Genomic DNA, 24,999 nt, shown 5'->3' with positions numbered 1-24,999 from the left:
CGGGATCTCCGACAGGAAATCCCGGGCCCCTTTCCCGTGCCCCGAGGCAGACTGCTCCCATGGACTTCACGATCAGGGCGGTACGGCCCGAGGAGTACGAGGAGCTCGGCGAACTCACCGGGCTGACCTACCTGAACGACGGGCTGCTGCTGCACGGGGCCGACGACTTCTACCTGGACGTGCTCCGGGACACGGCCCGGCGGGCCCGCGAGGCCGAGGTGCTCGTCGCCGTCGACGCGGAGGACGGGATCATCGGCGGGGTGACCTTCGCCCCCGGCGCCACCACCTGGGCGGACATCGCCGTCGCCGGCGAGGCCGAGTTCCGGATGCTGGTGGTCTCCCCGAAGGCCCGCGGCAGGGGCGTCGGAGAGGCGCTCGTACGCTTCTGCGCGGACCGGGCGCGGGCTCTGCCGGGCTGCGCGCGGCTCGTGCTCTCCACGGACCCGAAGATGGTCGCGGCGCACCGGATCTACGAGCGGATGGGCTTCGTGCGCACCCCCGAGCGGGACTGGGATCCGGTTCCCGGGCACAGTCTGCGGACGTACGCCCTGGAGTTCTGACCCACGGGACGACACAACATGTGGGGGGTGCGATGAGCGGCGCCCCCCACATGTATGCTCGACCTCGCTGTCGACGCAGGGAAATCCGGCGCGAATCCGGAACTGTCCCGCAACGGTGTGCTTCGTACCCATACGCGCGTACGAGGTGAGTCCGAGGACCTGCCGACAGCGCGCCCGGTCCGTCCGTTCCGGGTGTCACTGACGTCCGGGCCTCGCGGAGTGGGCCGGTGGACGCGGCGCGTCCGGCGTACGGACGGCCGCCTGCCCGCCTTCCCCCGCCGCGGCCCCGAGCCGAGCGAGGGAGAGCCCCCACGTGACCATCGCGCCCGCCGATCCGGCCACGGCGATCGAGAGCGACGGACCCGGCACCGTGCTGCTGCGGACCCTGACCGATCTCACCGCCGACCTCCCCGACACCGACCCCGGCAAGGTCGCCGCCGCCGCCCTCCGCGGCCGCAGCGCCACGGCGGACGAGGCGGAACTGCGCGAGCTGGCCACCGAGGCGGCCGCGGGGCTCATCTCCGAGGACCCGGCCTACTCCCGGCTCGCGGCCCGGCTCCTGACGATCACGATCGCCGACGAGGCGGCCGGCCAGGGCGCGGTCTCCTTCTCGGCCTCCGTGGCCGTCGGCCACCGCGAGGGCCTGATCGCCGACCGCACCGCCGACTTCGTGGCGCTGCACGCGGACCGGCTCGACGCGACCGTCGACGGCGCCGCCGACGACCGCTTCGGCTACTTCGGTCTGCGCACCCTCTTCTCGCGCTACCTGCTGCGTCACCCGATCACCCGCAAGGTGATCGAGACCCCGCAGCACTTCATGCTGCGCGTGGCCTGCGGCCTGGCCGAGGACGAGAGCGTCCGCGCGCTCGACGAGGTCGGCGCGCTGTACGGCCTGATGAGCCGTCTGGACTACCTGCCGTCCTCCCCCACGCTGTTCAACTCCGGCACCCGCCACCCGCAGATGTCCTCCTGCTACCTCCTCGACTCCCCGCAGGACGAGCTGGACTCCATCTACGACCGCTACCACCAGGTCGCGCGCCTCTCCAAGCACGCCGGCGGCATCGGGCTCTCCTACTCCCGCATCCGCGCGCGCGGTTCGCTGATCCGGGGCACCAACGGGCACTCCAACGGCATCGTCCCGTTCCTCAAGACCCTCGACGCCTCCGTCGCCGCCGTGAACCAGGGCGGCCGACGCAAGGGCGCCGCCGCCGTCTACCTGGAGACCTGGCACGCGGACATCGAGGAGTTCCTGGAGCTCCGCGACAACACGGGCGAGGACCAGCGCCGTACGCACAACCTCAACCTGGCGCACTGGATCCCGGACGAGTTCATGCGCCGGGTCAACGCCGACGCCAAGTGGTCGCTCTTCTCCCCGGCGGACGTGCCCGAGCTCGTCGACCTGTGGGGCGAGGAGTTCGACGCGGCCTACCGCGCCGCCGAGGCCAAGGGCCTGGCCCGCAAGACGATGCCGGCCCGCGACCTCTACGGCCGGATGATGCGGACCCTGGCCCAGACCGGCAACGGCTGGATGACCTTCAAGGACGCCTCGAACCGGACGGCCAACCAGACCGCCGAGCCCGGCACGGTCGTCCACTCCTCGAACCTGTGCACCGAGATCATCGAGGTCACGAACGACGGCGAGACGGCCGTCTGCAACCTCGGTTCGGTGAACCTGGGTTCGTTCGTGGTCGGCGGGGACATCGACTGGGAGCGGCTCGACGCGACCGTCCGTACGGCCGTCACCTTCCTCGACCGGGTCGTCGACATCAACTTCTACCCGACCGAGCAGGCCGGGCGTTCCAACGCCCGCTGGCGGCCGGTGGGCCTGGGCGCGATGGGCCTCCAGGACGTCTTCTTCCAGCTGAAGCTGCCCTTCGACTCCCCCGAGGCGCGCGCGCTGTCCACCCGTATCGCGGAGCGGATCATGCTCGCCGCGTACGAGGCCTCCGCCGACCTCGCCGAGCGCAGCGGCCCGCTCCCGGCCTGGGAGAAGACCCGTACGGCCCGCGGTGTCCTGCACCCGGACCACTACGACGTCGAGCTGAACTGGCCGGAGCGCTGGGCGGCCCTGCGCGAGCGGATCGCCGCGGTCGGCATGCGCAACAGCCTGCTCCTGGCGATCGCGCCGACGGCGACCATCGCCTCGATCGCCGGCGTCTACGAGTGCATCGAGCCGCAGGTCTCCAACCTCTTCAAGCGCGAGACGCTGTCGGGCGAGTTCCTCCAGGTCAACTCGTACCTGGTCGACGAGCTGAAGCGGCTCGGCGTGTGGGACGCCCAGACCCGGGACGCGCTGCGCGACGCCAGCGGCTCGGTGGCGGGCTTCACCTGGATCCCGGCCGAGGTGCGCGAGCTGTACCGCACGGCGTGGGAGATCCCGCAGCGCGGTCTGATCGACATGGCCGCCGCCCGCACCCCGTTCCTGGACCAGTCGCAGTCCCTGAACCTGTTCCTGGAGACGCCGACGATCGGCAAGCTGTCGTCGATGTACGCGTACGCCTGGAAGCAGGGTCTGAAGACGACGTACTACCTGCGCTCCCGCCCGGCGACCCGGATCGCCCGCGCCGCGCAGGCGTCGACCGCGGCCGCCGCTCCCATCCCCCTCCAGCAGGCGACCCCCGACGCGGACGCCCTCGCCTGCTCTCTCGAGAACCCCGAGTCCTGCGAGGCCTGCCAGTAATGTCCAGCGACAACAAGAACCTGCTCGACCCGGGCTTCGAACTGACCCTCCGTCCGATGCGCTACCCGGACTTCTACGAGCGCTACCGGGACGCCATCAAGAACACGTGGACGGTGGAGGAGGTCGACCTCCACTCGGACGTCGCCGACCTCGCCAAGCTCACCCCCGGTGAGCAGCACATGATCGGCCGTCTGGTCGCGTTCTTCGCGACGGGCGACTCGATCGTCTCGAACAACCTGGTCCTGACGCTCTACAAGCACATCAACTCCCCGGAGGCGCGCCTGTACCTGTCGCGCCAGCTGTTCGAGGAGGCCGTGCACGTCCAGTTCTATCTGACGCTGCTCGACACCTACCTGCCCGACCCGGACGACCGCGCCGCCGCGTTCGACGCGGTCGAGGAGATCCCTTCCATCCGCGAGAAGGCGCAGTTCTGCTTCCGCTGGATGGACTCGGTGGAGAAGATCGACCGCCTGGAGACCCAGGCCGACCGTCGTCGCTTCCTGCTGAACCTGATCTGCTTCGCGGCGTGCATCGAGGGCCTGTTCTTCTACGGCGCCTTCGCGTACGTGTACTGGTTCCGGTCCCGCGGCCTGCTGCACGGCCTGGCCACCGGCACCAACTGGGTGTTCCGTGACGAGACGATGCACATGAACTTCGCCTTCGAGGTCGTGGACACCGTCCGCAAGGAGGAGCCGGAGCTCTTCGACGACGCGCTCCAGCAGCAGGTCACGGACATGCTGAAGGAGGCCGTGGAGGCGGAGCTGCAGTTCGGCCGCGACCTGTGCGGCGACGGGCTGCCCGGCATGAACACCGAGTCGATGCGCGAGTACCTCCAGTGCGTCGCCGACCAGCGCCTCCAGCGCCTCGGCTTCGCCCCGGTGTACGGCTCCGAGAACCCGTTCGCGTTCATGGAGCTCCAGGGCGTCCAGGAGCTGACCAACTTCTTCGAGCGCCGCCCGTCCGCCTACCAGGTGGCGGTCGAGGGCTCGGTGGACCTCGACGAGGACTTCTAGTCCGTACGGATACGAGGAAGGGCCCCGCACTCCAGGAGTGCGGGGCCCTTCCTCGTAGGCCGGGTCAGACGTTCGGGACGGTCTCGTACCGCGGGGTGTTCTCGGCCATCTGGCGCAGGGCGTCCTTGCGGTCGCGCTTGGAGAGCCGGTCGATGTACAGGTAGCCGTACAGGTGGTCCGTCTCGTGCTGGAGGCAGCGGGCGAAGTAGCCCGTGCCGCGCACCTTGATCGGGTTGCCCTGGGCGTCCTGGCCGTGGACCTCCGCGTAGTCGGGGCGGGCCAGCTCGGCGTAGGCGGTCGGCACGGACAGGCAGCCCTCGTTGGACTCGTCGAGGACGCGCAGCTCGGCCGGGAGCTCCTGGAGGACCGGGTTGACCACGACGCCGGTGTGCCGGGCGCCCTCGTCGTCCGGGCAGTCGTAGACGAAGACCTTGAGGTCCACACCGATCTGGTTCGCGGCGAGGCCCACGCCCTCGGCGGCCTTCTGGCTGGCGAACATGTCGTCGATCAGCGCCGCGAGCTCATCGCCGAACTCGGTGACGTCCTTGCACTCCTTGTGGAGCACCGGGTTGCCGACGACGGTGATCGGGCGGGCCGTGCCCCGCTCGCGGTACGCGAGCTCACGCGCCTCGCAGTCCTCCGTGTCGACGACGAACCCTTCGTTGGTCTGCTCGTCAGTTTCCTGCTGCGTCATGTCCGGCGCGTGCCTTCCTCGGAACCCCAGTAAACGATCCCGTACAGCCTACGGGCAGTCGTCAGCAGACCTCTTCCAGATCACGCCACTCACGGCTGTCCGGGCTGTCCGCCACCCAGCCGTCGAGGAGCCCGCGCACCAGCCCCGGCGGGGCCGCGATGCCGCACTCACGCTCCGGGACCCACAGCTCGCCGGGCGAGCGGTGGCCGAGCGGCCCGGGGTGCCCGGGCTCGCTGTGATCGTGCGGGTCGGAGTGCTCGCCCTCGCCCTCGGCGCTCGGCATGGTCGACTCCGAGCAGGCGCGGCAGAGCAGCCGCACGGAGGACGACCAGTCCTCGGCGGCGAAGCCCGCGTCGGAGGCGAGCTGCTCCAGGGCGTCCCGGTCGGCCTCGGTGGCGGCCTCCAGGAGGACCACCCAGGTGGGGACGGGGGACGGCGCCCACAGCTCGATCTCGTCGAAGACCGGGTAGGACGGGCCCGCGGTGGTGGTGCGCTCGCCGTTCGGCACGCCGTCGTGGAGGACGACCTCGCCCCAGCGGCGCCCCGAGGAGGGCAGCGGGATGGAGAGGACCTCGATGCGGGCCGGGTCGAGCCTGCGGCCCCACACGACCTCGGCCTCGCCCTCGGGCGAGAGACGGACGGCTGCGCTGCCCAGCTCCATGCCGGCGGGCTCGCCGGTGCCGGCGGAGGCCCCGGGCACCTTGAGTCCGTACGCCTGCCAGGCGCGGCGGGCCAGCGGCCAGTCCTGGAGCGCGGTGGCGGCGATGCCGACGTTCCACCAGTCGGGGGCGCCGGTCTCCTTGTCGAGCAGCGCGACCGCGCGGAGCCCGGCGGCCCTGGCCTGCTCCCAGTCGTGCCGGAACTTGTGCAGCAGGGCCAGGTTGAACCAGGACTCCGAGAGCCAGGGCTCCAGATCCGCCGCACGTGTCAGCAGCGCGCCCGCGTCCTCGTACCGCCCGTCGCCGATCAGCGTGAACGCGCGGTCGGTGGCCTGCCGCCACGAGGCGGAGGGCCGATGCCGTACCTTCCCGAAGATCCTCACGATTCCCGCCTGCCGGTCGCCTTCACCCTCTTGTTCGCATCCAACCATGCCCGGTCGGAGGCGCGCTCATTACCCATGGGTTACCCAGCGACGGCAGGGGTCACCCCAGTGACTCCGCCCCGTGCCAGGACCCTGGCCAGGCCTTCGACGACATCCGGGTGAAAGTCGCGTGCGCTGCCGAGGCGGAGCCGCTCCAGGGCGCCGAGCGCCGCGCCCGGGCCGTCGCCCGCGAGGTCGTCGTAGGCGTTCACGACCCGGACGATCCTGGCCGGAAGCGGCTGGTCGCGGTACGGGTCGGCCTGCCGCTCGACGACCACGGCGACGGCCGCGGGGACCCCGGTCCTGCGGACGACCGCGCCGCCCAGGAGGGCGATCCGGCGCTGCTCCTCGGCCGGGAGGAGGGCCGTGGCACCGCCCTCGACCGGGTCGACGAGGGAGAGCTGTCCGATGTCGTGCATGAGCGCCGCGTACTCCAGGACGGACAGCTCGGCCCCGGAGAGCCGGAGCTCGCGCCCGACGGCCGCGCTGAGGGCCGCGACCCGGTGGGCGTGGCCGGGCGAGGTGTAGCCGGCGATCTCGGTGGCACGGGCGAGCGAGGCGATGGTCTGCCGGTTGACCGTCCGCACGGCCGCGTACCGCCGGAAGGAGACCTGGGTGAGCAGGAGCGGTACGGCGAGCACGGGCAGCGCCCAGAGCCCGGCGGCGGCGACGCCGATCGCCATGACGGCGCCGGTGGCGCAGACGGCGGAGCCGATGCCGAGGAGGGCGCGCAGTTCGTCGTGGAGGAGGGGACCGTACGGGTATCCGGTGCGGGCGCGGAGCACGACGGCGGCGAGCACGGCGTCGCACAGGGCGGTGAGGACGAGCAGGAGCAGCAGGAAGACGGCGTACGAGGGTCCCTTGCCGAGGTGCTCGACGACGGCGCCCGAGTTGTAGAGGGGCTGGAAGCAGAGCGCGGCGAAGGTGACGGTGAGGACGCGGCGGGCGAGGTGGTCGGCGCGGGGGCCGCGGCCCCTGGCCAGATGGGGGACGATCCCGACGAGGCCGCCGGCGACGACGACGGCGACGATCTGGAGGACGCCGTGGGTGGTGGCGGTCCCGGCGTCCGTACCGAGCAGGGCGTACGCGAGGGCTCCCGCGGCACCGAGCGGTGCGGGCTCCCTCCCCCGTAGCTCTTCGATCACGGGAGGTGCCCCCGGGTTTCGTGGAGCGCCCCAGCGGGCGAGCTCGCCGAGGGCGATGAGGATGCCGAAGGCGAGGGCGTTGCCGGGTTCGGCGACTCCGTACCAGAGGGTGGCGCCGAAGCCGGCGAGGCTCAGCAGCAGGGCCGCCCCGTACACGGCTCCGACGGTGAGGGCGCCGGGCCGCTTCACGCGCGCTCCTTCGGCCGGGCGGTCACGGGGGTCTCCGTCTCGCGGGGCGGCGGCACGTTCCCCCCGGCGGGCTCCGGCGCTCCCTGCGTACGCGCCGGTTGCCCGTCCGGTGGCCGGGTGGTCTGTGGCGGTGGCGCCGGCAGGACCTCGTCGGCGGTGACGTCGGTCTGCCAGCCGTGCCGCTCCAGGGCCCGGACGAGGGCGGCGACCATCCGGGGGTCGAACTGGGTGCCCGCGCACCGCTCCAGTTCCGCGACGGCCGTCGGGACCGGGCGGGCCCGGCTGTAGGAGCGGGTGGAGGTCATGGCGTCGAAGGAGTCGGCGACGGCGACCACCCGGGCGAACTCGGGAATCTGCTCGCCTTGGAGCCCGTACGGGTAGCCGCTGCCGTCCATGCGTTCGTGGTGGTGGAGGATCGCGGACCGGGCCTCGCCGAGGAAGCCGATGCCGCGGACCATCTCGTGTCCGTACTCCGGGTGGAGCTCGATGACCCGGCGCTCCTCCGGCGTCAGCGGTCCGTCCTTGCGCAGCACCCGCGTGGGTACGCCCAGCTTGCCGACGTCGTGGAGGATGCCGGCGAACCGCACGACGTCGAGCCGTTCCTCCGCCATGCCGAGCTCACGGGCGATCAGGACGGAGGCGTGCCCGACCCGTTCGCTGTGGCCGCGGGTGTACCGGTCCTTGATGTCGACGGCCTGGACGAGGGCGCGGATGGTGGCCTGGTGGGCGGCCCGCTCGCGGTGGTACTGGGCGAAGACCCAGCAGGAGATGTACATCGGCAGCAGGACGAAGAGGGCCGCGGCGGGTCCGTACGAGCTGCGCCAGAGCACGGCCATCATCAGCCCGGCGAGTCCGTGCACCGCGTGCGGGGCGAGGGCCCGCCCGAGGAGTCCGCGCCAGGCGGCTCCGACCGGCAGCCCGTCGGCGGTGGCCCGGATGCCGCCGTCGAGGGCGGTCAGGACCAGGCAGAAGGTGAGCGCGGCAGCGGCGGCGGGCAGGAGGACGTACGGGAAGTCGGGGGCGTCCGGGCCCTGTCCGAGGGCGGTCGAGCCGCGCAGGGCGGCGGCGGAGACGGCGGCGGCCCAGACGGCGAGGGCGGTGGCGGCGGCCCGCCAGGCGCGGCGCGGACCGGCCGGCGGCTCGTCGACGCGGGCGAGGAGGCTGCCGGGCAGCGCGGTGAGCGCGGCGGCCGCGGGCGGCAGGAGCAGCGCGGAGGCGAGCAGGACGGGGAAGAAGGAGCCGGTGCCGACCGGTACGGAGGCGCCGAGCGCGCGGCCGAGGAGCCGGCAGCGGGCGGGCAGCTCGCAGAACGCGTACAGGGCGGCGAGGATCGCGACCGTGCCCCAGGGGGTGGCCGCGCCGGGGCGCAGTGCGGGCAGAGCGGACGCACCGGCGGCGAGTACGGCGCAGCCGATGTACACGCGGGCAGCTCGCGGAATGACCTTCACGCCCATCACATCTGTCACGCTAGCGAGTTGGGCGGTTCCGGAGGCGGCGCTGCGGCTGATTCGCACCATCGGGTGATACAAGCTGATATATGCGCGGGACCGCCGCGATGTTCTCGCGGCGGCCTTCGTCCCCGGACGCTCAGGGGCACTGCCCGCCTACTCCTGCGGAGCCGAGGCCGGGGTCGGCGTGGGTGTCGGCGCCTGCGCCGGCGTCACCGGGGCGCCCAGCGTGATGTCCTGCTCGGGCACCACGTGGCCCGAGCGGATCAGGTCGATCCGGCCCATCACCTTCGACCGCAGGTCGGTGGGGACGTCGTCACTGCCGCAGCAGCGCTTGACGAGCTTCTTCACCGCCTGCTCCAGGCCGTACTTCTCCAGGCACGGGGAGCACTCCTCGAAGTGCACCTCGAACTTGGTGCAGTCGCTGTCGGGCATCTCTCTGTCGAGGAACTCGTAGAGATGATCCAGGACCTCAGAGCAATCCGTCTCGTGCGGCTCTCCGCAGCTCATGAGCCCGAGCCTTTCAGATCGTTCGACGACTCTCCGGCGCCCGCGGGAACCAGCCCGCGGTCGCGGGCGTAGTCCTCGAGCATGCCGCGCAGCTGGCGGCGGCCCCGGTGCAGTCGGGACATCACCGTACCGATGGGTGTCCCCATGATGTCCGCGATCTCCTTGTACGCAAAGCCCTCGACGTCCGCCAGATAGACGGCGATGCGGAACTCCTCGGGGATCGCCTGCAGCGCTTCCTTCACATCGGAGTCGGGGAGGTGGTCGAGCGCCTGCGACTCGGCGGAGCGCAGCCCGGTCGACATGTGCGACTCGGCGCGGGCGAGCTGCCAGTCCTCGATCTCCTCGGCAGCGCTGCGCTGGGGTTCACGCTGCTTCTTGCGGTACGAGTTGATGAAGGTGTTCGTGAGAATGCGGTACAGCCACGCCTTGAGGTTCGTGCCCTCGCGGAACTGGTGGAAGGATCCGTACGCCTTGGCGTACGTCTCCTGCACGAGGTCCTCCGCGTCCGCGGGGTTGCGCGTCATGCGCAGCGCGGCCGAGTACATCTGGTCGAGGAATCCGAGTGCGTCCCGCTCGAAGCGCGCGTTGCGCTCCGCGGTCGTCTCCTCGGGGCCGTCGTCGGTCCCTGTGTCGGTCCCAGTGACCGGACCCACCTCCTCCAGCGCGGCGGCGAGCCCGAAGGCGGACCCGCTCGTTTCGGAGGATAGACGAGGAACCGCTCCGCCCGCCGCCCGAATCGGGGCGACCTTGGGCGCCGGAAGCACTGTCCAGTCGAGGTCAGCGGCCTGCGCACGCTCCGGGCAGATGATCGAACCCATGCGACGGACTCCCTCTTCCTTGCTCTCACACCGACGTTCTGCACAACAGAGCTCCCCCGCTCGACATTCCCGGTACGGGGGTGGATGTCAGCGCAGTGTGACGAGCCACTCGGTGACGGCGCCCACGAGCACGGCGAGGGCCTCGTCCTGGGTGAGCGGCGCGCGCTTGGGGACCGCGAAGCCGTGGTCGCCGTACGGCACCTCGACGAGACCGTGCGGGCCCGCGGGGAACTCCCCGGGGCGTCCGAAGGGGTCGTTGCCGCCCTGCACGACGAGGGTGGGCAGCCCGGCGCCGAGGAGTTCCTCGGCTCGGGAGCGCTCCGGCTTCCCCGGCGGGTGGAGGGGGAAGCTCAGCGCGAGGACGGCGAGGGCGCCCAGTTCCCGTCCGGTCCTGCAGGCGACCCGGGCGCCGGCGCTGCGACCGCCCGCGATCACCGGGAGGCGGGGCTCCGCGAGGGCCGGCCAGAGGCCGCGCCAGCCGGTGTCGAGGGTCTTCGGCGCGGGCGCGACCTTCTTCCCCGCGACCCGCCAGGGCTGCTCGACGAGGGCCGTGGTCACGCCGTGGGCGGGCAGCGCGCGGGCCAGGGCCTGGAGGTCCCGGGCCTCGACGCCGCCGCCGGCGCCGTGACCGAGGGCGAGGACGGCCCACGGCTCCGTACCGGCGTACCAGGCGACACGGGCCTCGCCGGCGCCGGTGGGGACGGTCTCGTACGTGGGGGCGGCCTGCTCGTGCCCGGCGGAAGTGGTCTCGGACTGTGTCACGTCACCATCCTGCCGTCCGTGGCCCGTGGGGACGGCAGGCGCTCCCGTACGGCTCAGAACAGCGTGCCCTCCTCCGGGGCCTCCAGCTCCGTCAGCAGCTCCGGGCCGTTGTTCCGTACGTTGCTGACCGCCGTCGACACCGGATAGGCCCGCATCAGCCCCTCCGGCGGCGGGACGAGCAGCCCGCGCAGCTCCTCCGGGTCGGTGCGCGCCGGGTCGAGCCAGGCGTCCCAGCGCTCCTCCGTCAGCATCAGCGGCATCCGGGGGTGGATGTCGGCGAGCGAGCGCGGCCCCTCGGCCGGCGCCACGCCCAGCGGGCCCGTCTCGGCCTCCGTGGTGACGACCGAGCAGGTCACCCACCACGCGGAGGGGTGCGCGTCGGGGAGGGTGCGGTCACGCCAGAACTCGTACAGTCCGGCCATCGCGAAGACCGAGCCGTCCGCCGGGGTCACGAAGTACGGCTGCTTGCGCGGCCGCTTCTTCTTTCCCTCGACCTCCAGGTCCCGCTCCCCCGTGCCCGTCACCCACTCGTAGTAACCGTCGGCGGGGAGGATGCAGCGGCGGGCGGAGAACGCGCGTTTGAAGGAGGGCTTCTCGTGCAGGGTCTCCGCGCGCGCGTTGATCATCCGGGCGGCGCCCTCCGGCGTCTTCGCCCAGGACGGGACGAGCCCCCACTTCAGCGCGCGCAGCTGGCGAACCGGACGCCGTGATTCGGCGTCTTTCAGAGGGCGCTCCAGAACCGCCCAGACCTCCTTGGTGGGAGCCACGTTCCAGTCCGGGGCCAGGGTCTCCTCCGGCTCCCACTTCTCCACTCCGAAGGAGTCGACGAGGTCCTCCGGCCGCCGACTCGCTGCATACCGTCCGCACATACGTGCCACACTGCCACGATCCCCGAGCTCCCGAGGAGCGGCCCGAACGATGGACCTCTTCAGCCCGAAGGCCGCCCCTGCCGAATGGCTGGTGATCGCCACCGCGGTCGCCGCCCTCGCCGTCACCGTGCCCCGCCGTGTCTGGCTCCTCGCACGCAACGCGATCACCATCGCCCACGAGGGCGGCCACGGACTCGTCGCCCTCGCGGCCGGCCGCCGCCTCGAAGCGATCCGGCTGCACTCGGACACCAGCGGACTGACCGTGACCCGGGGCCGCCCGACCGGCATCGGCGTGGTCCTCACCCTGGCGGCCGGGTACACCGCCGCCCCGCTGCTCGGCCTCGGCGGCGCCGCCCTGCTCGGCGCGGGCATGGTCACCCTGCTCCTCTGGCTCGCGACCGCGCTGCTGCTCGCGATGCTCGTGATGGTCCGCAACGCGTACGGGATCCTCACCGTCCTCCTGACGGGTGCCGCCTTCCTCCTCGTGTCCTGGCTGACCGGCCCCGACGTCCAGTCGCTCTTCGCCTACGCGGTGGTGTGGTTCCTGCTCCTCGGCGGTGTCCGACCGGCCTTCGAGCTCCAGGCGAAACGGCGCCACGGCGGCGCCCCCGACTCGGACGCGGACCAGCTCGCGCGCCTCACCCACGTCCGTCCCGGGGTGTGGCTCCTCTTCTTCCACACGGTCTCGATCTGCTGCCTGATCGGCGGCGGGCGCTGGCTCCTGCGCTTCTGACTCCCCCGTACAGTGAGTCCATGACCGCAGCAGCTTCCGTGCACGCCGACCCGCCCACCGACCTCTGGCCCGCCCCGTACGCCCGCGGCGCCGTCGACGCGACCGTCACCGTGCCCGGCTCGAAGTCGGTCACCAACCGTGCTCTGGTCCTCGCGGCGCTCGCCGCCGAACCCGGCTGGCTGCGCCGCCCCCTGCGCTCCCGCGACACCGTCCTGATGGCCGAGGCGCTGCGTACCCTCGGCGTGAAGATCGAGGAGGGCGTCGGCCCCGACGGCACCGGCGAGGCCTGGCGGATCATCCCGTCCCCGCTGCGCGGCCCGGCCGCCGTCGACGTCGGCAACGCGGGCACGGTCATGCGCTTCCTGCCCCCGGTCGCGGCGCTCACCGACGGCCCCGTGCGCTTCGACGGGGACCCCCGCTCCCACGAGCGTCCGCTGCACGGTGTGATCGACGCGCTGCGCGCGCTCGGCGCCCGGATCGAGGACGACGGCCGGGGCGCGCTCCCCCTGACGGTGAACGGCACCGGTGGTCTGGACGGCGGCACCGTCGAGATCGACGCCTCCTCGTCCTCCCAGTTCGTCAGCGCCCTGCTGCTCTCCGCGCCCCGCTTCAACCAGGGCGTCGAGGTACGGCACGTGGGCGCGACGCTGCCCTCGCTGCCGCACATCCGGATGACGGTCGAGATGCTGCGCGCGGTCGGCGCCCAGGTCGACGAGCCGGAGCACGGCGGCGAGCCGAACGTCTGGCGGGTGGCGCCCTCCGCGCTGCGCGGCCGCGACCTGGTCGTCGAGCCGGACCTGTCGAACGCGCAGCCGTTCCTGGCGGCGGCCCTCGTGACCGGCGGCCGGGTGACCGTGCGGGACTGGCCCGAGCGGACCACCCAGCCCGGTGACGCGCTGCGGGAGATCTTCACCGCGATGGGCGGCTCCTGCGAGCTGACCGCGGCGGGGCTGACCTTCACCGGTACGGGCCGGATCCACGGCATCGACGTGGACCTCGGCGAGGTCGGCGAGCTGACCCCCGGCATCGCGGCGGTCGCGGCGCTCGCCGACTCCCCCTCCACCCTGCGCGGCGTCGCCCATCTGCGGCTGCACGAGACGGACCGGCTCGCGGCCCTCACCAAGGAGATCAACGAGCTGGGCGGCGACGTGACGGAGACCGAGGACGGTCTCCACATCCGCCCGCGCCCGCTGCGCGGCGGCGTCTTCCACACGTACCACGACCACCGCATGGCGACGGCGGGCGCGATCATCGGCCTGGCGGTCGAGGGCGTGGAGATCGAGGACGTCGCCACGACGGCGAAGACCTTGCCGGACTTCCCGGGGATGTGGACCGAAATGCTCGGGGTCTGAACCATGCGGCGCTACGGCAAGAACACCGACGAGGACGACATCCGCCAGCGGCCCAACCGCAAGGGCACCCGTCCCCGTACCTCCATCCGCCCGAAGCACGAGGACGCCGTCGAGGGCATGGTCCTCACCGTCGACCGGGGCAGGCTGACCTGTCTGGTCGGCGACCGGTTCATCACCGCGATGAAGGCGCGCGAACTGGGCCGCAAGGCCGCCGTGGTCGGCGACCGGGTCCAGATCGTCGGCGACCTCTCCGGCGAGAAGGACACGCTGGCCCGGATCGTCCGGATCGGTGAGCGCAGCTCGGTGCTCCGGCGCACGGCCGACGACGACGATCCGTACGAGCGCGTGGTCGTCGCCAACGCCGACCAGCTCGCGATCGTGACCGCGCTCGCCGACCCCGAGCCGCGCCCCCGGCTGATCGACCGGTGTCTGGTCGCGGCGTACGACGGCGGGCTCTCCCCGCTCCTCGTCCTCACCAAGTCGGACCTGGCACCGGCGGACGCGCTCCTGGAGATGTACGGCGCGCTCGGCGTCCCGCACGTGGTCACCACCCGGGACGAGTTCGTGGACGGCGTCGCCGCCGAGCGGGTCCACGAGCACCTCAAGGGCCGCACCACCGCGTTCGTCGGACACTCGGGTGTCGGCAAGACGACGCTGGTCAACGCCCTGGTCCCGGCGGACCGGCGGCGGACCACGGGCGTGGTCAACGCGGTCACGGGCCGCGGCCGGCACACGACGACCTCGGCGCTCGCCCTGCCGCTCAACGACAAGGAGGGCGGCTGGGTCATCGACACGCCCGGCGTGCGCTCCTTCGGACTGCACCACGTCGACCCGTCCCGGGTGATCCTGGCCTTCCCCGATCTCGTACCGGGTACGGAGAACTGCCCGCGCGCGTGCAGCCACGACGAGCCGGACTGCGCGCTCGACGCCTATGTGGCGGAGGGGCACGCGGATCCCGCGCGCCTCTACTCGCTGCGGCGGCTCCTCTCGACCCGCGAGCGACGCGAGGGCGACTGAGCCGTCGGCGTTTACGGTCGACCGCTCCTGGTAAGGGCATAATCGCACCAAGTGCGACGAAGCAGTCAGCGAGCGCGTGGGAGGCACGGACGATGGCGTGGCTGCTGGTGGTGGTGGCCGGTGTCCTGGAGACGGGCTTCGCGGTCTGTCTGAAGCTGTCGCACGGGTTCACCCGACTCTGGCCGACGATCGCGTTCGCGGCCTTCGCCCTGGGCAGCTTCGGACTGCTCACCCTCGCGCTGCGGAAGCTGGACGTGGGTCCGGCGTACGCGGTGTGGACGGGGATCGGCGCGGCCGGGACGGCGATCTACGGAATGATCTTCCTCGGCGACGTGGTCTCCACCCTCAAGATCGTCTCGATCACGCTGGTGATCGCGGGCGTCATCGGCCTCCAGCTCTCCGGCTCCTCGCACTGACCTTCCGGACGACCGGTGGGCACCGCGGGCGCCACGACGTGACTGAGCGCGAGCCGGACGGCGAGCTCGCAGCCGGCCGCCCACCGCTCGCCCGCGCAGGCCGCGGTCGCCGCCACGAGCTCGCCCGGTGCGGGCGGTCCCGCGTCGGCACGACGCTGGGCGGGTACGGGGGCGAGGCGGGCGCCCGGCCGGACGGGCCGGGGCGCGGGCAGCCGCTCGTTCCAGGCACCGGTGAGCAGGGCCCGCAGGACCGGGCGGGCGGCGGCCCGGGTGACGGTCCACTCGGCGACGGCGACGAGGTTCCGCTCGGGCGGGGCGGGGGTGGCGAGCAGCCGTCTGACGCCCTGGAGATAGGCGTCGGCCTCCTCGCGTACGAGCGCGCGGGCGAGCCCTTCCTTGCTGCCGAACTCGTTGTAGAGCGTCTGCCGGGAGACCCCTGCGGCGGTCGCGAGGTCGACCATCCGGACGGCGGACCAGGACCGGTGCGTGAGCGCGGCGAGCGCGGCGTCGAGCAGGGCCTCGCGGGCAGTCGGCATCCTTGCCTCCCGGACGGGCCGGACCGGACCGAAACGTTTCCGTGCCCAGCGTCGACAGGCGTCCACGCACTGTCAAGGGCCCCGGTGGACGGTTCTCCGCCGGGGGATCACGCGAGGATAGAGTGCCGACCATGGCCGATTACCACGATGATCTGCGTCTCGCCCACGTCCTCGCGGATGCCGCCGACGCGGCCACCATGGACCGATTCCAGGCACTCGACCTCAAGGTCGAGACGAAGCCGGACATGACCCCGGTGAGCGAGGCCGACAAGGCCGCCGAGGAGCTGATCCGCGGCCAGCTCCAGCGGGCCAGGCCGCGTGACGCGATCCTGGGCGAGGAGTACGGCGTGGAGGGCACGGGCCCGCGCCGCTGGGTGATCGACCCGATCGACGGCACCAAGAACTACGTGCGCGGGGTGCCCGTCTGGGCGACCCTGATCGCGCTGATGGAGGCCGGGGAGACCGGCTTCCAGCCGGTGGTGGGCGTGGTGTCGGCCCCGGCTCTGGGCCGCCGCTGGTGGGCCGCGAAGGGCAGTGGCGCGTTCACGGGCCGCAGCCTCACCTCGGCGAGCCGGCTCGGGGTGTCGAAGGTGGCGACCCTGGAGGACGCCTCCTTCGCGTACTCCTCGATCAGCGGCTGGGAGGAGCAGGGGCGGCTCGACGGCTTCCTCGACCTCACGCGCGCGTGCTGGCGGACCCGCGCGTACGGCGACTTCTGGCCGTACATGATGGTCGCCGAGGGTTCCGTGGACATCTGCGCCGAGCCGGAGCTGTCCCTGTGGGACATGGCGGCGGTGGCGATCGTCGTCCAGGAGGCGGGCGGCACGTACACGGGTCTGGACGGCCGGCACGGCCCCCACAGCGGCAACGCGGCGGCCTCCAACGGCCTCCTCCACGGCGAGCTGCTGAGCTACCTGAACCAGGAGAACGCGGAGGCCTGAGCCTGCGGGCTCCCGGCCCGACGGGCGGGGTGCGCGCCGCCGTCACTCCCCGGGGGCGCCTCGCGCGCCCCCTTGTCGGCCCCCTCCCCCGGTGTCACTCTGAGAGTCCCCCCACTTGTGAACTTGTGAATCGGTTCTCGTTGAGACGGGAACGGTTCACCGAGGAGGTGGCTCTCTTCATGCTCGTCCGTGACGCCATGAGCACGGTGATCCTCACCATCGGCCCCGCCCACACCCTCCGCCAAGCGGCCCGGCTGATGTCGGCGCGCCGCGTCGGCGCCGCCGTCGTCCTCGACTCCGATGCCGGCGGGCTCGGCATCCTGACCGAGCGCGACATACTCAACTCGCTCGCCGGGGACCAGGACCCCGACGTCGAGACCGCCGGCTCCCACACCACCCACGATGTCGTCTTCGCCGCCCCCACCTGGACCCTGGCGGAGGCGGCCGAGGCGATGACGCACGGCGGCTTCCGTCACCTCGTCGTCCTCGACGACCGGGGACCCGTCGGCATCGTCTCCGTACGGGACATCATCCGCTGCTGGATCCCGGTGCACAGCGTCGCCGGATGAGAAACGAGACCGGGCCGGACTCCGTACGGAGTCCGGCCCGGTCTACCGACGACAAGCGCCCTCAGCCACGCAGGGCCTGGACCGCGGCGTCGAGCCGCTTGCCGAAGTCACCGTCCGCCTGGCGGAAGTTGTCGATCGCCCGCTCGGCGAGGTCGTCACGCGAGACCTTGGCGATGAAGCCCGCCAGGTTCCCGACGAGACGGCCCTTCTCGTCCTCCGACATCAGGCGGTAGAGGTTGCCCGCCTGGACGAAGTCGCTGTCCTCGGCGTGCGAGGGGGCCGCGTGGTCACCGGTGAGACCGGTGACGGGGAGCGGCTGCCACAGCGGCCGGTCCGTCTGGGACGGGCCGCCGAAGCTGTTCGGCTCGTAGTTCTTCGCACCCTTGTGGCGGCCGTCGTAGAGGTGGCCGTCGCGGGAGTTGGTACGCGCCTCGGTGGCGTGCGGGCGGTTCACCGGCAGGTGGTCGGCGTTGATGCCGACGCGGTAGCGGTGGGCGTCGCCGTAGGCGAAGAGGCGGCCCTGGAGCATCTTGTCCGGGGACGGACCGATGCCCGGCACGAAGTGCGCGGGGCTGAAGATCGACTGCTCGACCTCGGCGAAGACGTTCTCCGGGTTGCGGTTGAGCTCCAGCTTGCCGATCTCGATCGGCGGGTAGTCCTCGTGCGGCCACACCTTGGTGAGGTCGAACGGGTTGAAGCGGTACTCCGCCGCCTCGGCCGCGGGCATGATCTGGACCTGCACGGTCCAGGTCGGGAAGTCGCCGCGCTCGATGGCCTCGCGCAGGTCGCGCTGGTGCGAGTCCGGGTCCTCGCCGGCGAGGCGGTTGGCCTCGTCCTGGGTGAGGTTCTTGATGCCCTGGTCGGTCTTGAAGTGGTACTTGACCCAGAAGACCTCGCCGGCCTCGTTGTTCCACTGGAACGTGTGCGAGCCGTAGCCGTTCATGTGACGGTACGAGGCGGGGATGCCACGGTCACCGAAGAGCCAGGTCACCTGGTGGGTCGACTCCGGGGAGAGGCCCCAGAAGTCCCAGACGTTGTCCGCCTCCTGCGAGCCCGTGTACGGGTCGCGCTTCTGGGTGTGGATGAAGTCGGGGAACTTGATGGCGTCCTTGATGAAGAACACCGGGGTGTTGTTGCCGACGAGGTCGTAGTTGCCCTCTTCGGTGTAGAACTTCAGCGCCCAGCCGCGCGGGTCACGGACCGCGTCGGCCGCGCCGAGGTTGCCCGCGACGGTGGAGAAGCGCAGGAACGTCTCGGTCTCCTTGCCGACCTCGGAGAGGAACGCGGCACGCGTCCACTGCGAGACGTCACGGGTGAGCGTGAAGGTGCCGTAGGCGCCCGCACCGCGCGCGTGGACCACGCGCTCCGGGATGCGCTCGCGGTTGAAGTGGGCGAGCTTCTCCAGGAGGAGCTGGTCCTGCACGAGGACCGGACCGCCGACGCCCGCCGTCTCGCTGTTCTGGTTGTCGGCGACCGGCGCGCCGGCCTCCGTGGTGAGCGGTCCCTGCGTCACGTGCGCCTCCTGCGTCATGTCCTGCTCGTCCTGTCCTTCGGCCCGAGCCCTGTCAGGCCCTTGGCCGATGCCGAGTTCGATCCTACAATAGACATTGTCCAAGTCAAGTGATGCTCTAAAGTCACACCCGTTCGGGACCAGGGTCCCCCGACTGTTAGGCTGGCCCCCATGAGTGACCTGTTGGAACGACTGCGCGGACGCGGCTGGCGGATGACCGCGCAGCGGCGTGTCGTGGCCGAGGTCCTCGACGGAGATCACGTACACCTGACCGCCGACGAGGTCCACGCGCGCGCCGTGACGAGGCTGCCCGAGATCTCCCGCGCGACCGTGTACAACACGCTGGGCGAGATGGTCACCCTCGGCGAGGTCATCGAGGTCGCGACGGACGGTCGCGCCAAGCGGTACGACCCCAACGCCCACCGCCCGCACCAGCACCTGGTCTGCGGCCGCTGCGGCGCGATCCGCGACGTCCACCCGGCGGGCGACCCGCTGGCCGACCTCCCGACCACGGAGCGCTTCGGCTTCACGATCTCCAACGTCGAGGTCACGTACCGGGGCACCTGCCCGAACTGCGCGACGACGGCCTGACGGCGTCACGAGAAAGGCCCCCGCTTCCGGCGGGGGCCTTTCTCGTACCCCAAGGGGGGGGAGGTCTTGAATGTGCCCCCCGGACAGATCTCCGGACAGGCCTCTGCACAGACCCCCGGACAGATCTCCGGACACGACGAAGGCCCGGATCCGATATCGATCGGATCCGGGCCTTCGTTGCTACTGAGTAGCGGGGACAGGATTTGAACCTGCGACCTCTGGGTTATGAGCCCAGCGAGCTACCGAGCTGCTCCACCCCGCGTCGGTAAACCCGACTCTACGGGACGCCCCCCGACCAGCGCAAATCCATAGTGACCGGGGGTTACGCGGTGAGCTCCTGGTGCAGCGCCTCGCTCAGCCGGGCCGCGCGCTCGGCGACCTCCGCCGGTCCCAGCTCCACCGCGCGGGCGCACCAGTGGCGCCCCTCGGTGAGCTCGCCCCGGCGCGCCGCGAGCAGCGCGAGCCGGAGCGCGGCGCGGCCGTGGCCGGCCCGGGCGGCCCGGGTCCACCAGAGGGCGGCCTCGCGCTCGCTGCCCTCGCGGGCGAGGAGCAGCCCGAGGTTGAAGGCGCCGTTACGGCTGCCCGCCTCCGCCGCCTCGCGGTACCAGCGGTCGGCCTCCGCCAGGTCGCCGCGCCCTGCGGCGAGCATCCCGACCCGCACCTGAGCGCGCCGGTGCCCCTGCTGGGCGGCCCGCTCGTACCACTCCTCGCACTCGGTCTTCTCTTCCCGGGGCGCACCGAGCACGGCGGGACCGGGCTCGGGGCGGCGCGCGTCGAGCACCGTGGCCAGCCGGAAGGCGGCCTCGGCGCTGCCACCGCCGGCCGCGCACCGCAGGTGCCGCTCGGCGGTCCGCTCGTCACCGTCGCGCAGGGCGGCGATGCCGACCTGGAGGGCGGCCTCGGTGTGCCCGGCGGCGGCGGCCCGCTCGTACCAGACCAGGGCCGTACGGTCGTCGTCGCGGCCCGCGTGGAGGATGCCCAGGTTGAAGGCGGCGTCCACGCTGCCGGCCTCGGCGGCCTTGGAGAACCACGGCTCGGCGCCGTTCGCGTCGCCGGCCTGGAGGAGCAGCACAGCGAGCGCGTTGGCGGCCTCCCGGTGGCCCGCGTAGGCGGCGCGGCGGTACCACTGCTCGGCCTGCGGGATCCGGTCCTGGGCGGCGCAGAGCAGCCCGAGGTTGTAGGCCCCGTTCACGTCGCCCGCGTCCATGGCGGCGCGGTACCAGCGCTCGGCGGTCTGCTGCTCGCCCCGGGCGGCGTGCAGCGCGCCGAGGGCGTTGGCGGCGTTGCCGTCGCCGTCCTGGGCGGCGCGCAGCCACCACACGGCGGCGCTCTCCTGGTCACCCGCGTCGCGGAGCAGGAAGCCGAGCGCACAGGCGGCCTTGGCCTCGCCCTCCTTGGCGGAGCTGAGGTACCAGCGGCCGGCCTCCTTGAGGTCGCCGCGCTTCTCCAGGATCGCGCCGAGGTGCAGCGCGGCACGCCGGTGCCCCCGGGCGGCGGCCTGCCGGAACCACTGCTCGGCCTCGGCGGACTGCCCCTTCGGCGCGTCGGGGTCCGGCGCACCGCCGGGTCCGGCGCCCGCCGGAGGAACCGTGCCCACGGCGCCACCGGGCGCCCTGAGCCGGGCGCCGGTGTCGTGCGGCCCGCGGCCGGTCTCGTGGGGTCCGCGGCCCGGCTCGGCCGCGCGGAGCTCCAGGACGAGGGCAAGGCGGTAGGCGGCCTCGCGGTGCCCCTGCTCGGCGGCGGCGCGCAGCCAGCGCTCGGCGCCGACGTCGCTGCGGTGTTCGAGGAGGTCGGCGAGGGCGTACGCGCCCAGGGCGTGGCCCTGCTCGGCGGCCTGGCGCAGCCAGTACTCGGCGGCCGGCTCGTCCCCGCGCTCGCGGTGGTGGCGGCCGAGGGCGTGGGCGGCGGGAGCGGAGCCGGCGACGGCGGCGACCCGCCACCAGCCGGCGGCCTCGTCGGCGTACCCCCGCTGGTGCAGCAGGACGCCCAGGTTGTTGGCGGCGGCCCGGTCCCCCTCGGCGGTGGCGCCCCGCAGGTAGGGCTCCGCGCCGTCGAGGTCACCGCGGCGCAGCAGCAGCGCGCCGAGCGCGCTCATCGAGGCGAGGTCTCCGCGCTCGGCCGCGCGTCGGTGGCGCGCCTCGCTCTCGGTTTCCGTCTCGGTCTCGGTGTCGGCATCGGTCTCGGCGGTGGTGTCGACGGCCGCATCGACGGCCCCCACTGCCTCGATGATCTCGTCCGCGGCGTTTCTGGCGTGCCGCTGCACAAACCGCCCTGTCTCCAACAGAGTTGCCCTGTCCCCCATAAATACCATCGTCGCACCACCCGCAACCCGAGCACACCTGGTATACCGCAGCCAGTGAGGTCACTCAGCGTTTTGTCGACATGCCCACAGAGAGACAAGTCAAACACGCCTCACATCAACTCGCCCCCTCCGTACCGCTCTTCGGCCCCCTCCGCCAAGTCGACACACGACGAGGGCCCGGATCCTTATGGATCCGGGCCCTCGTTCTGAGTAGCGGGGACAGGATTTGAACCTGCGACCTCTGGGTTATGAGCCCAGCGAGCTACCGAGCTGCTCCACCCCGCGTCGGTGAAACCACAGTATCACGACGCGGGGATGGAAAACCTCAGGTCAGCCGCTTGTTCCGGTCGTCTTGAGCTTCGCCCCGGCGTCCGCCGCGCGCTGCAGGGCCCCCTGGAGGTCCTCCTGCGCCTTGCCGTACGCCGTCCAGTCACCCTTCTGCAGCGCCGCCTCACCGGCGTCGTACGCCTTCTGCGCGTCGGCGATCGCCTGCTTCAGCGCGGCGTCGTTCGACGCCGGCGGCGGGGGTGTGGTGCCGGGCGGCGGGGTCGTGGGCGTGGTCGGCGCCTCCACCCCGAAGACCGCGTTCAGCGCATCGGTGAGGTTGTCCTCGAACACCGTGGTGTCCTTGGTCGTGTCACCGTCCGGCTGGTCCGCGTCCACGTAGGACACCGCGACCTTCTTCAGGAGCGGGTAGAGCGCGTTCCGCCCCTGGGCGTACACCGGCTCCACGTACAGGAAGCCGCCGTCGAGAGGCACGGTCAGCAGGTTGCCGTACTGGATGTCGGAGTCGGCGCCCTTCATGTCCCGGACGAACTGGGCGACGTCCGGGAGACCGTTGAGCTTGCTCTGCACCTGGGCAGGGCCCGGCACGTCCTCGGTGACCCTCAGCAGTCTCAGCCGGCCGTACTCCTTGCTGGTGGCGTCGGCGTCGACCGCCATGAAGCCGCCCAGGTTGGGCCGGCCGTTCGGCGTGAACGTGGTCGTCAGCGAGAAGCGCTGGGCCGTGTCCCCGGGCATCTTCATGCTCAGGTAGTACGGCGGGACCGCGTTGCCGTCCTTGTTGGTCGGGTCGTCCGGCACCTGCCAGGCGTCCGAGCCGCTGTAGAACTGCGCCGGGTCGGTGACGTGATAGCGGGTCAGCAGCTCGCGCTGGACCTTGAACATGTCCTGCGGGTAGCGCAGGTGCTGCATCAGGTCGCCGTCGATCTCGGACTTCGCCTTCACGGTGTCCGGGAACGCCTTCATCCAGGTCTTCAGGACCGGGTCCTGGGTGTCCCACTCGTAGAGGTTCACCGTGCCGTCGTAGGCGTCGACGGTGGCCTTCACCGAGTTGCGGATGTAGTTGACCTGGTTCTGCTGGGCGACGACCGCGCGCTGCTGGTTGCCGACGGTCAGGGAGTCGGCGGTGGTGTCGCCGAGCGTGGTGCGCGAGGCGTACGGGTAGCCGTTGGTCGTCGTGTAGGCGTCGACGATCCACTGGATCCGCCCGTCGACGACCGCCGGGTAGGCGTCGCCGTCGATGGTCAGCCAGGGTGCGACCGCCTCGACGCGCTCCTTGGGCGTGCGGTTGTAGAGGATCCGCGAGCCCTCGCCGATGGCCCCCGAGTAGAGGATCTGCGGCTCGCTGAAGGCCACCGCGTAGGCGGCGCGGTTGAACGCGCCGGAGAGGCTGACGCCGCTCTTCTCCTTGTAGCTGGTGGTCTTCTCGCCGTTCTCCTCGTAGTCCAGCTCCTTCTGCGGGCCGCCCACGATCGAGTACTGGTCGGTCTTCTCGCCGTAGTAGATCCGCTGCTGGTACGGGCCGACGATGCTGCCGGTCGTCGGCAGCCCCGCCTCGGTGAAGACCGGGGAGCCGTTGGCGTCCGTCTGCGTACCCATGGCCATGATCGCGCCGTAGCCGTGGGTGTAGGTGAAGTGGTCGTTGATCCAGTTCCGCTTCGGGATGCCCTTGATGTTGAGCTCCCGCAGACCGATGACCGTGTCCTTGCCCTGGTAGCGGTCCACGTCCAGGGTCGTCGGGAACTGGTAGTACTTCCGCTTCTGCTCCAGCTGCTGGAACGTCGGCGAGACGATGTTCGGGTCGAGGACGCGGTAGCTGGCCGCCGAGTCGGCGTCCGTGCGGAGCTGGTCCTTCGCCTTGACCGTCGACTTGCCCGAGTAGTTCTCGGGCTTCGTCGAGTCGATCGCGTACGCCTTACGGGTCGCGTCGATGTTCTTCTGGATGTACGGCGCTTCCTTGGCCTGCTCGTTCGGCTGGACCTGGAACTTCTGCACGATGGCCGGGTACAGCCCGCCGATGAGGATCGCGGAGAGGACCATCAGGCCGAAGCCGATCACCGGAAGCTGCCAGGTGCGGCGCCAGAGCGTCGCGAAGAACAGCACGGCGCAGATCGCGGCGATGCAGAACAGGATGGTCTTCGCCGGCAGGTACGCGTTGGCGTCGACGTACCGCAGGCCCGTCCAGTTGCCGGTGGCCTTGAAGTCGCTGGACTTCACCGCCAGGCCGTACCGGTCGAGCCAGTACGCCACGGCCTTGAGCGAGACGAAGACGCCGAGCAGCACCGAGAGGTGACCGGTCGCGGCGGCGGTCGCGCGGGCGCCCGGGCTGGTGATCCTCAGCCCGCCGTACAGGTAGTGCGTGAGCGCGGCCGCGATCAGCGACAGGACGGCGGCGGCGAAGCCGAAGGCCAGCAGGAAGCGGTACCAGGGCAGGTCGAACGCGTAGAACGACACGTCGAGCCCGAACTGCGGGTCCTTCTGGCCGAACTTCACGCCGTTGACCCACATCAGCCAGGTGCGCCACTGGCCGGAGGCGGAGGCACCGGCGATCAGCGCCACCAGGACGGCGACCGCGAGGAGCACCCACTTCCTGAAGGGGGCGACACCCATCCGGTACCGGTCGAGGCTCTGCTGCTCCAGCGACATCGCGCTGAGCGGCGGCCGCAGCCGGTACGCCAGCCAGATGTTGAAGCCGACGGCGAGCCCCATGAGCAGACCGAAGACCGCGAAGAGGCCGATCTTGGTCCACAGCGTGGTGGTGAACACGGACGAGTACTTGACCGAGCGGTACCAGAGCCAGTCCGTCCAGAACCCGGCGAACATCACGAACGCCATGGCCAGGACGGCCAGCACCCCGAGTGTCATGAGCAGGGTGCGGGCCCGCCGGGACGGCCGGCCGACTCTCATCCTTGGCCCGGACGGGCTACCGCCGCGGTCCGGCATCTGGAAAGCCAACGTGCGCCCCTCGATGTTGATGCGTC

General features: G+C 71.8%; 22 protein-coding genes, 2 tRNA genes and 1 riboswitch. Of the genes, 10 read left to right on the top strand and 14 right to left on the bottom strand.

The window, feature by feature from the left end; translation table 11 throughout:
- Positions 1–59 precede the first annotated feature (59 nt).
- The 3 genes from OG580_RS24195 (at position 60) to OG580_RS24185 (ending at position 4,253) form a co-directional block, all read left to right on the top strand.
- Positions 60–560, top strand: a complete 501-nt coding sequence (locus OG580_RS24195; RefSeq protein WP_267045768.1) for a GNAT family N-acetyltransferase — start codon at positions 60–62, stop codon at positions 558–560.
- 37 nt (positions 561–597) lie between these two features.
- Positions 598–742: riboswitch (cobalamin riboswitch) on the top strand.
- 131 nt (positions 743–873) lie between these two features.
- Positions 874–3,240, top strand: coding sequence for a ribonucleoside-diphosphate reductase subunit alpha (locus OG580_RS24190; RefSeq protein WP_267045767.1), 2,367 nt, complete (start codon positions 874–876; stop codon positions 3,238–3,240).
- On the top strand, positions 3,240–4,253 hold the full coding sequence (locus OG580_RS24185; RefSeq protein WP_267045766.1) for a ribonucleotide-diphosphate reductase subunit beta: 1,014 nt from the start codon (positions 3,240–3,242) through the stop codon (positions 4,251–4,253). The genes OG580_RS24190 and OG580_RS24185 overlap by 1 nt, the downstream gene beginning before the upstream one ends.
- A 64-nt stretch (positions 4,254–4,317) precedes the next feature.
- On the opposite strand, the gene def is transcribed toward OG580_RS24185, so the two are convergent.
- From def to OG580_RS24145, 8 genes are all read right to left on the bottom strand, one after another.
- Complete coding sequence (gene def, locus OG580_RS24180; RefSeq protein ID WP_267045765.1) at positions 4,318–4,947, bottom strand: peptide deformylase; 630 nt, start codon at positions 4,945–4,947, stop codon at positions 4,318–4,320.
- A gap of 61 nt (positions 4,948–5,008) precedes the next feature.
- On the bottom strand, positions 5,009–5,989 hold the full coding sequence (locus tag OG580_RS24175; protein WP_267045764.1) for a hypothetical protein: 981 nt from the start codon (positions 5,987–5,989) through the stop codon (positions 5,009–5,011).
- Between the two features lie 80 nt (positions 5,990–6,069).
- Positions 6,070–7,362 carry an HD-GYP domain-containing protein gene (locus OG580_RS24170; protein WP_267045763.1) on the bottom strand — a complete coding sequence of 431 codons (1,293 nt, stop codon included), beginning with the start codon at positions 7,360–7,362 and terminating at the stop codon, positions 6,070–6,072.
- Entirely contained in the window at positions 7,359–8,810 is a 1,452-nt protein-coding gene (locus OG580_RS24165; RefSeq protein WP_267048104.1) for an HD-GYP domain-containing protein, read from the bottom strand. The genes OG580_RS24170 and OG580_RS24165 overlap by 4 nt, the downstream gene beginning before the upstream one ends.
- A 156-nt stretch (positions 8,811–8,966) precedes the next feature.
- Entirely contained in the window at positions 8,967–9,320 is a 354-nt protein-coding gene (rsrA, locus tag OG580_RS24160; RefSeq protein ID WP_267045762.1) for a mycothiol system anti-sigma-R factor, read from the bottom strand.
- Positions 9,317–9,973 carry a sigma-70 family RNA polymerase sigma factor gene (locus OG580_RS24155; RefSeq protein ID WP_055641410.1) on the bottom strand — a complete coding sequence of 219 codons (657 nt, stop codon included), beginning with the start codon at positions 9,971–9,973 and terminating at the stop codon, positions 9,317–9,319. The genes rsrA and OG580_RS24155 overlap by 4 nt, the downstream gene beginning before the upstream one ends.
- 252 nt (positions 9,974–10,225) lie before the next feature.
- Positions 10,226–10,900: an alpha/beta family hydrolase gene (locus OG580_RS24150; protein WP_267045761.1), complete on the bottom strand. Its 675-nt coding sequence runs from the start codon at positions 10,898–10,900 to the stop codon at positions 10,226–10,228.
- Positions 10,901–10,953: 53 nt separating this feature from the next.
- Positions 10,954–11,769, bottom strand: coding sequence for an SOS response-associated peptidase (locus OG580_RS24145; protein WP_267045760.1), 816 nt, complete (start codon positions 11,767–11,769; stop codon positions 10,954–10,956).
- 49 nt (positions 11,770–11,818) lie between these two features.
- Here OG580_RS24145 and OG580_RS24140 point away from each other — a divergent pair, with 49 nt between their 5' ends.
- From OG580_RS24140 to OG580_RS24125, 4 genes are all read left to right on the top strand, one after another.
- On the top strand, positions 11,819–12,502 hold the full coding sequence (locus OG580_RS24140) for a M50 family metallopeptidase (protein WP_267045759.1): 684 nt from the start codon (positions 11,819–11,821) through the stop codon (positions 12,500–12,502).
- A gap of 20 nt (positions 12,503–12,522) precedes the next feature.
- Positions 12,523–13,854 carry a 3-phosphoshikimate 1-carboxyvinyltransferase gene (gene aroA, locus OG580_RS24135; RefSeq protein ID WP_267045758.1) on the top strand — a complete coding sequence of 444 codons (1,332 nt, stop codon included), beginning with the start codon at positions 12,523–12,525 and terminating at the stop codon, positions 13,852–13,854.
- Between the two features lie 3 nt (positions 13,855–13,857).
- Entirely contained in the window at positions 13,858–14,871 is a 1,014-nt protein-coding gene (rsgA, locus tag OG580_RS24130) for a ribosome small subunit-dependent GTPase A (RefSeq protein WP_267045757.1), read from the top strand.
- Positions 14,872–14,963: 92 nt separating this feature from the next.
- Positions 14,964–15,287, top strand: a complete 324-nt coding sequence (locus OG580_RS24125) for a multidrug efflux SMR transporter (protein ID WP_267045756.1) — start codon at positions 14,964–14,966, stop codon at positions 15,285–15,287.
- Here the strand turns inward: OG580_RS24125 and OG580_RS24120 are convergent.
- The gene (locus tag OG580_RS24120) at positions 15,179–15,823 is read right to left on the bottom strand and encodes a TetR/AcrR family transcriptional regulator (protein WP_267045755.1); all 645 of its coding nucleotides are present in this window, start codon (positions 15,821–15,823) and stop codon (positions 15,179–15,181) included. The genes OG580_RS24125 and OG580_RS24120 overlap by 109 nt on opposite strands.
- A gap of 131 nt (positions 15,824–15,954) precedes the next feature.
- Between OG580_RS24120 and hisN the strand changes: the two genes are divergently transcribed.
- Together hisN and OG580_RS24110 are read left to right on the top strand one after the other, a co-directional pair.
- Positions 15,955–16,764 (top strand): histidinol-phosphatase, encoded by an 810-nt coding sequence (hisN, locus tag OG580_RS24115; protein WP_267045754.1) that lies wholly within the window; start codon positions 15,955–15,957, stop codon positions 16,762–16,764.
- 179 nt (positions 16,765–16,943) lie between these two features.
- Positions 16,944–17,333 (top strand): cyclic nucleotide-binding/CBS domain-containing protein, encoded by a 390-nt coding sequence (locus OG580_RS24110; RefSeq protein ID WP_267045753.1) that lies wholly within the window; start codon positions 16,944–16,946, stop codon positions 17,331–17,333.
- A 61-nt stretch (positions 17,334–17,394) separates the two neighbouring features.
- Here the strand turns inward: OG580_RS24110 and OG580_RS24105 are convergent, their stop codons facing one another.
- On the bottom strand, positions 17,395–18,864 hold the full coding sequence (locus tag OG580_RS24105; RefSeq protein ID WP_323182599.1) for a catalase: 1,470 nt from the start codon (positions 18,862–18,864) through the stop codon (positions 17,395–17,397).
- Positions 18,865–19,014: 150 nt separating this feature from the next.
- Here OG580_RS24105 and OG580_RS24100 point away from each other — a divergent pair, with 150 nt between their 5' ends.
- Positions 19,015–19,434, top strand: a complete 420-nt coding sequence (locus OG580_RS24100) for a Fur family transcriptional regulator (protein ID WP_267045751.1) — start codon at positions 19,015–19,017, stop codon at positions 19,432–19,434.
- A 188-nt stretch (positions 19,435–19,622) separates the two neighbouring features.
- Here the strand turns inward: OG580_RS24100 and OG580_RS24095 are convergent.
- The 4 genes from OG580_RS24095 to OG580_RS24080 all read right to left on the bottom strand — a co-directional run bounded on the left by OG580_RS24095 (position 19,623) and on the right by OG580_RS24080 (position 24,961).
- A tRNA-Met gene (locus OG580_RS24095) sits at positions 19,623–19,696 on the bottom strand.
- Positions 19,697–19,756: 60 nt separating this feature from the next.
- On the bottom strand, positions 19,757–21,745 hold the full coding sequence (locus OG580_RS24090) for a tetratricopeptide repeat protein (RefSeq protein ID WP_267045750.1): 1,989 nt from the start codon (positions 21,743–21,745) through the stop codon (positions 19,757–19,759).
- 202 nt (positions 21,746–21,947) lie between these two features.
- Positions 21,948–22,021, bottom strand: a tRNA-Met gene (locus tag OG580_RS24085).
- A 45-nt stretch (positions 22,022–22,066) separates the two neighbouring features.
- Complete coding sequence (locus tag OG580_RS24080; protein WP_267048103.1) at positions 22,067–24,961, bottom strand: UPF0182 family protein; 2,895 nt, start codon at positions 24,959–24,961, stop codon at positions 22,067–22,069.
- Between the last annotated feature and the right edge of the window lie 38 nt (positions 24,962–24,999).

This window comes from Streptomyces sp. NBC_00094 (genome assembly GCF_026343125.1).
GTDB lineage: Bacteria > Actinomycetota > Actinomycetes > Streptomycetales > Streptomycetaceae > Streptomyces.
The sequence above is the reverse complement of the archived record's forward strand: the minus strand, read 5'-3'. Positions and strand labels throughout refer to the sequence as shown.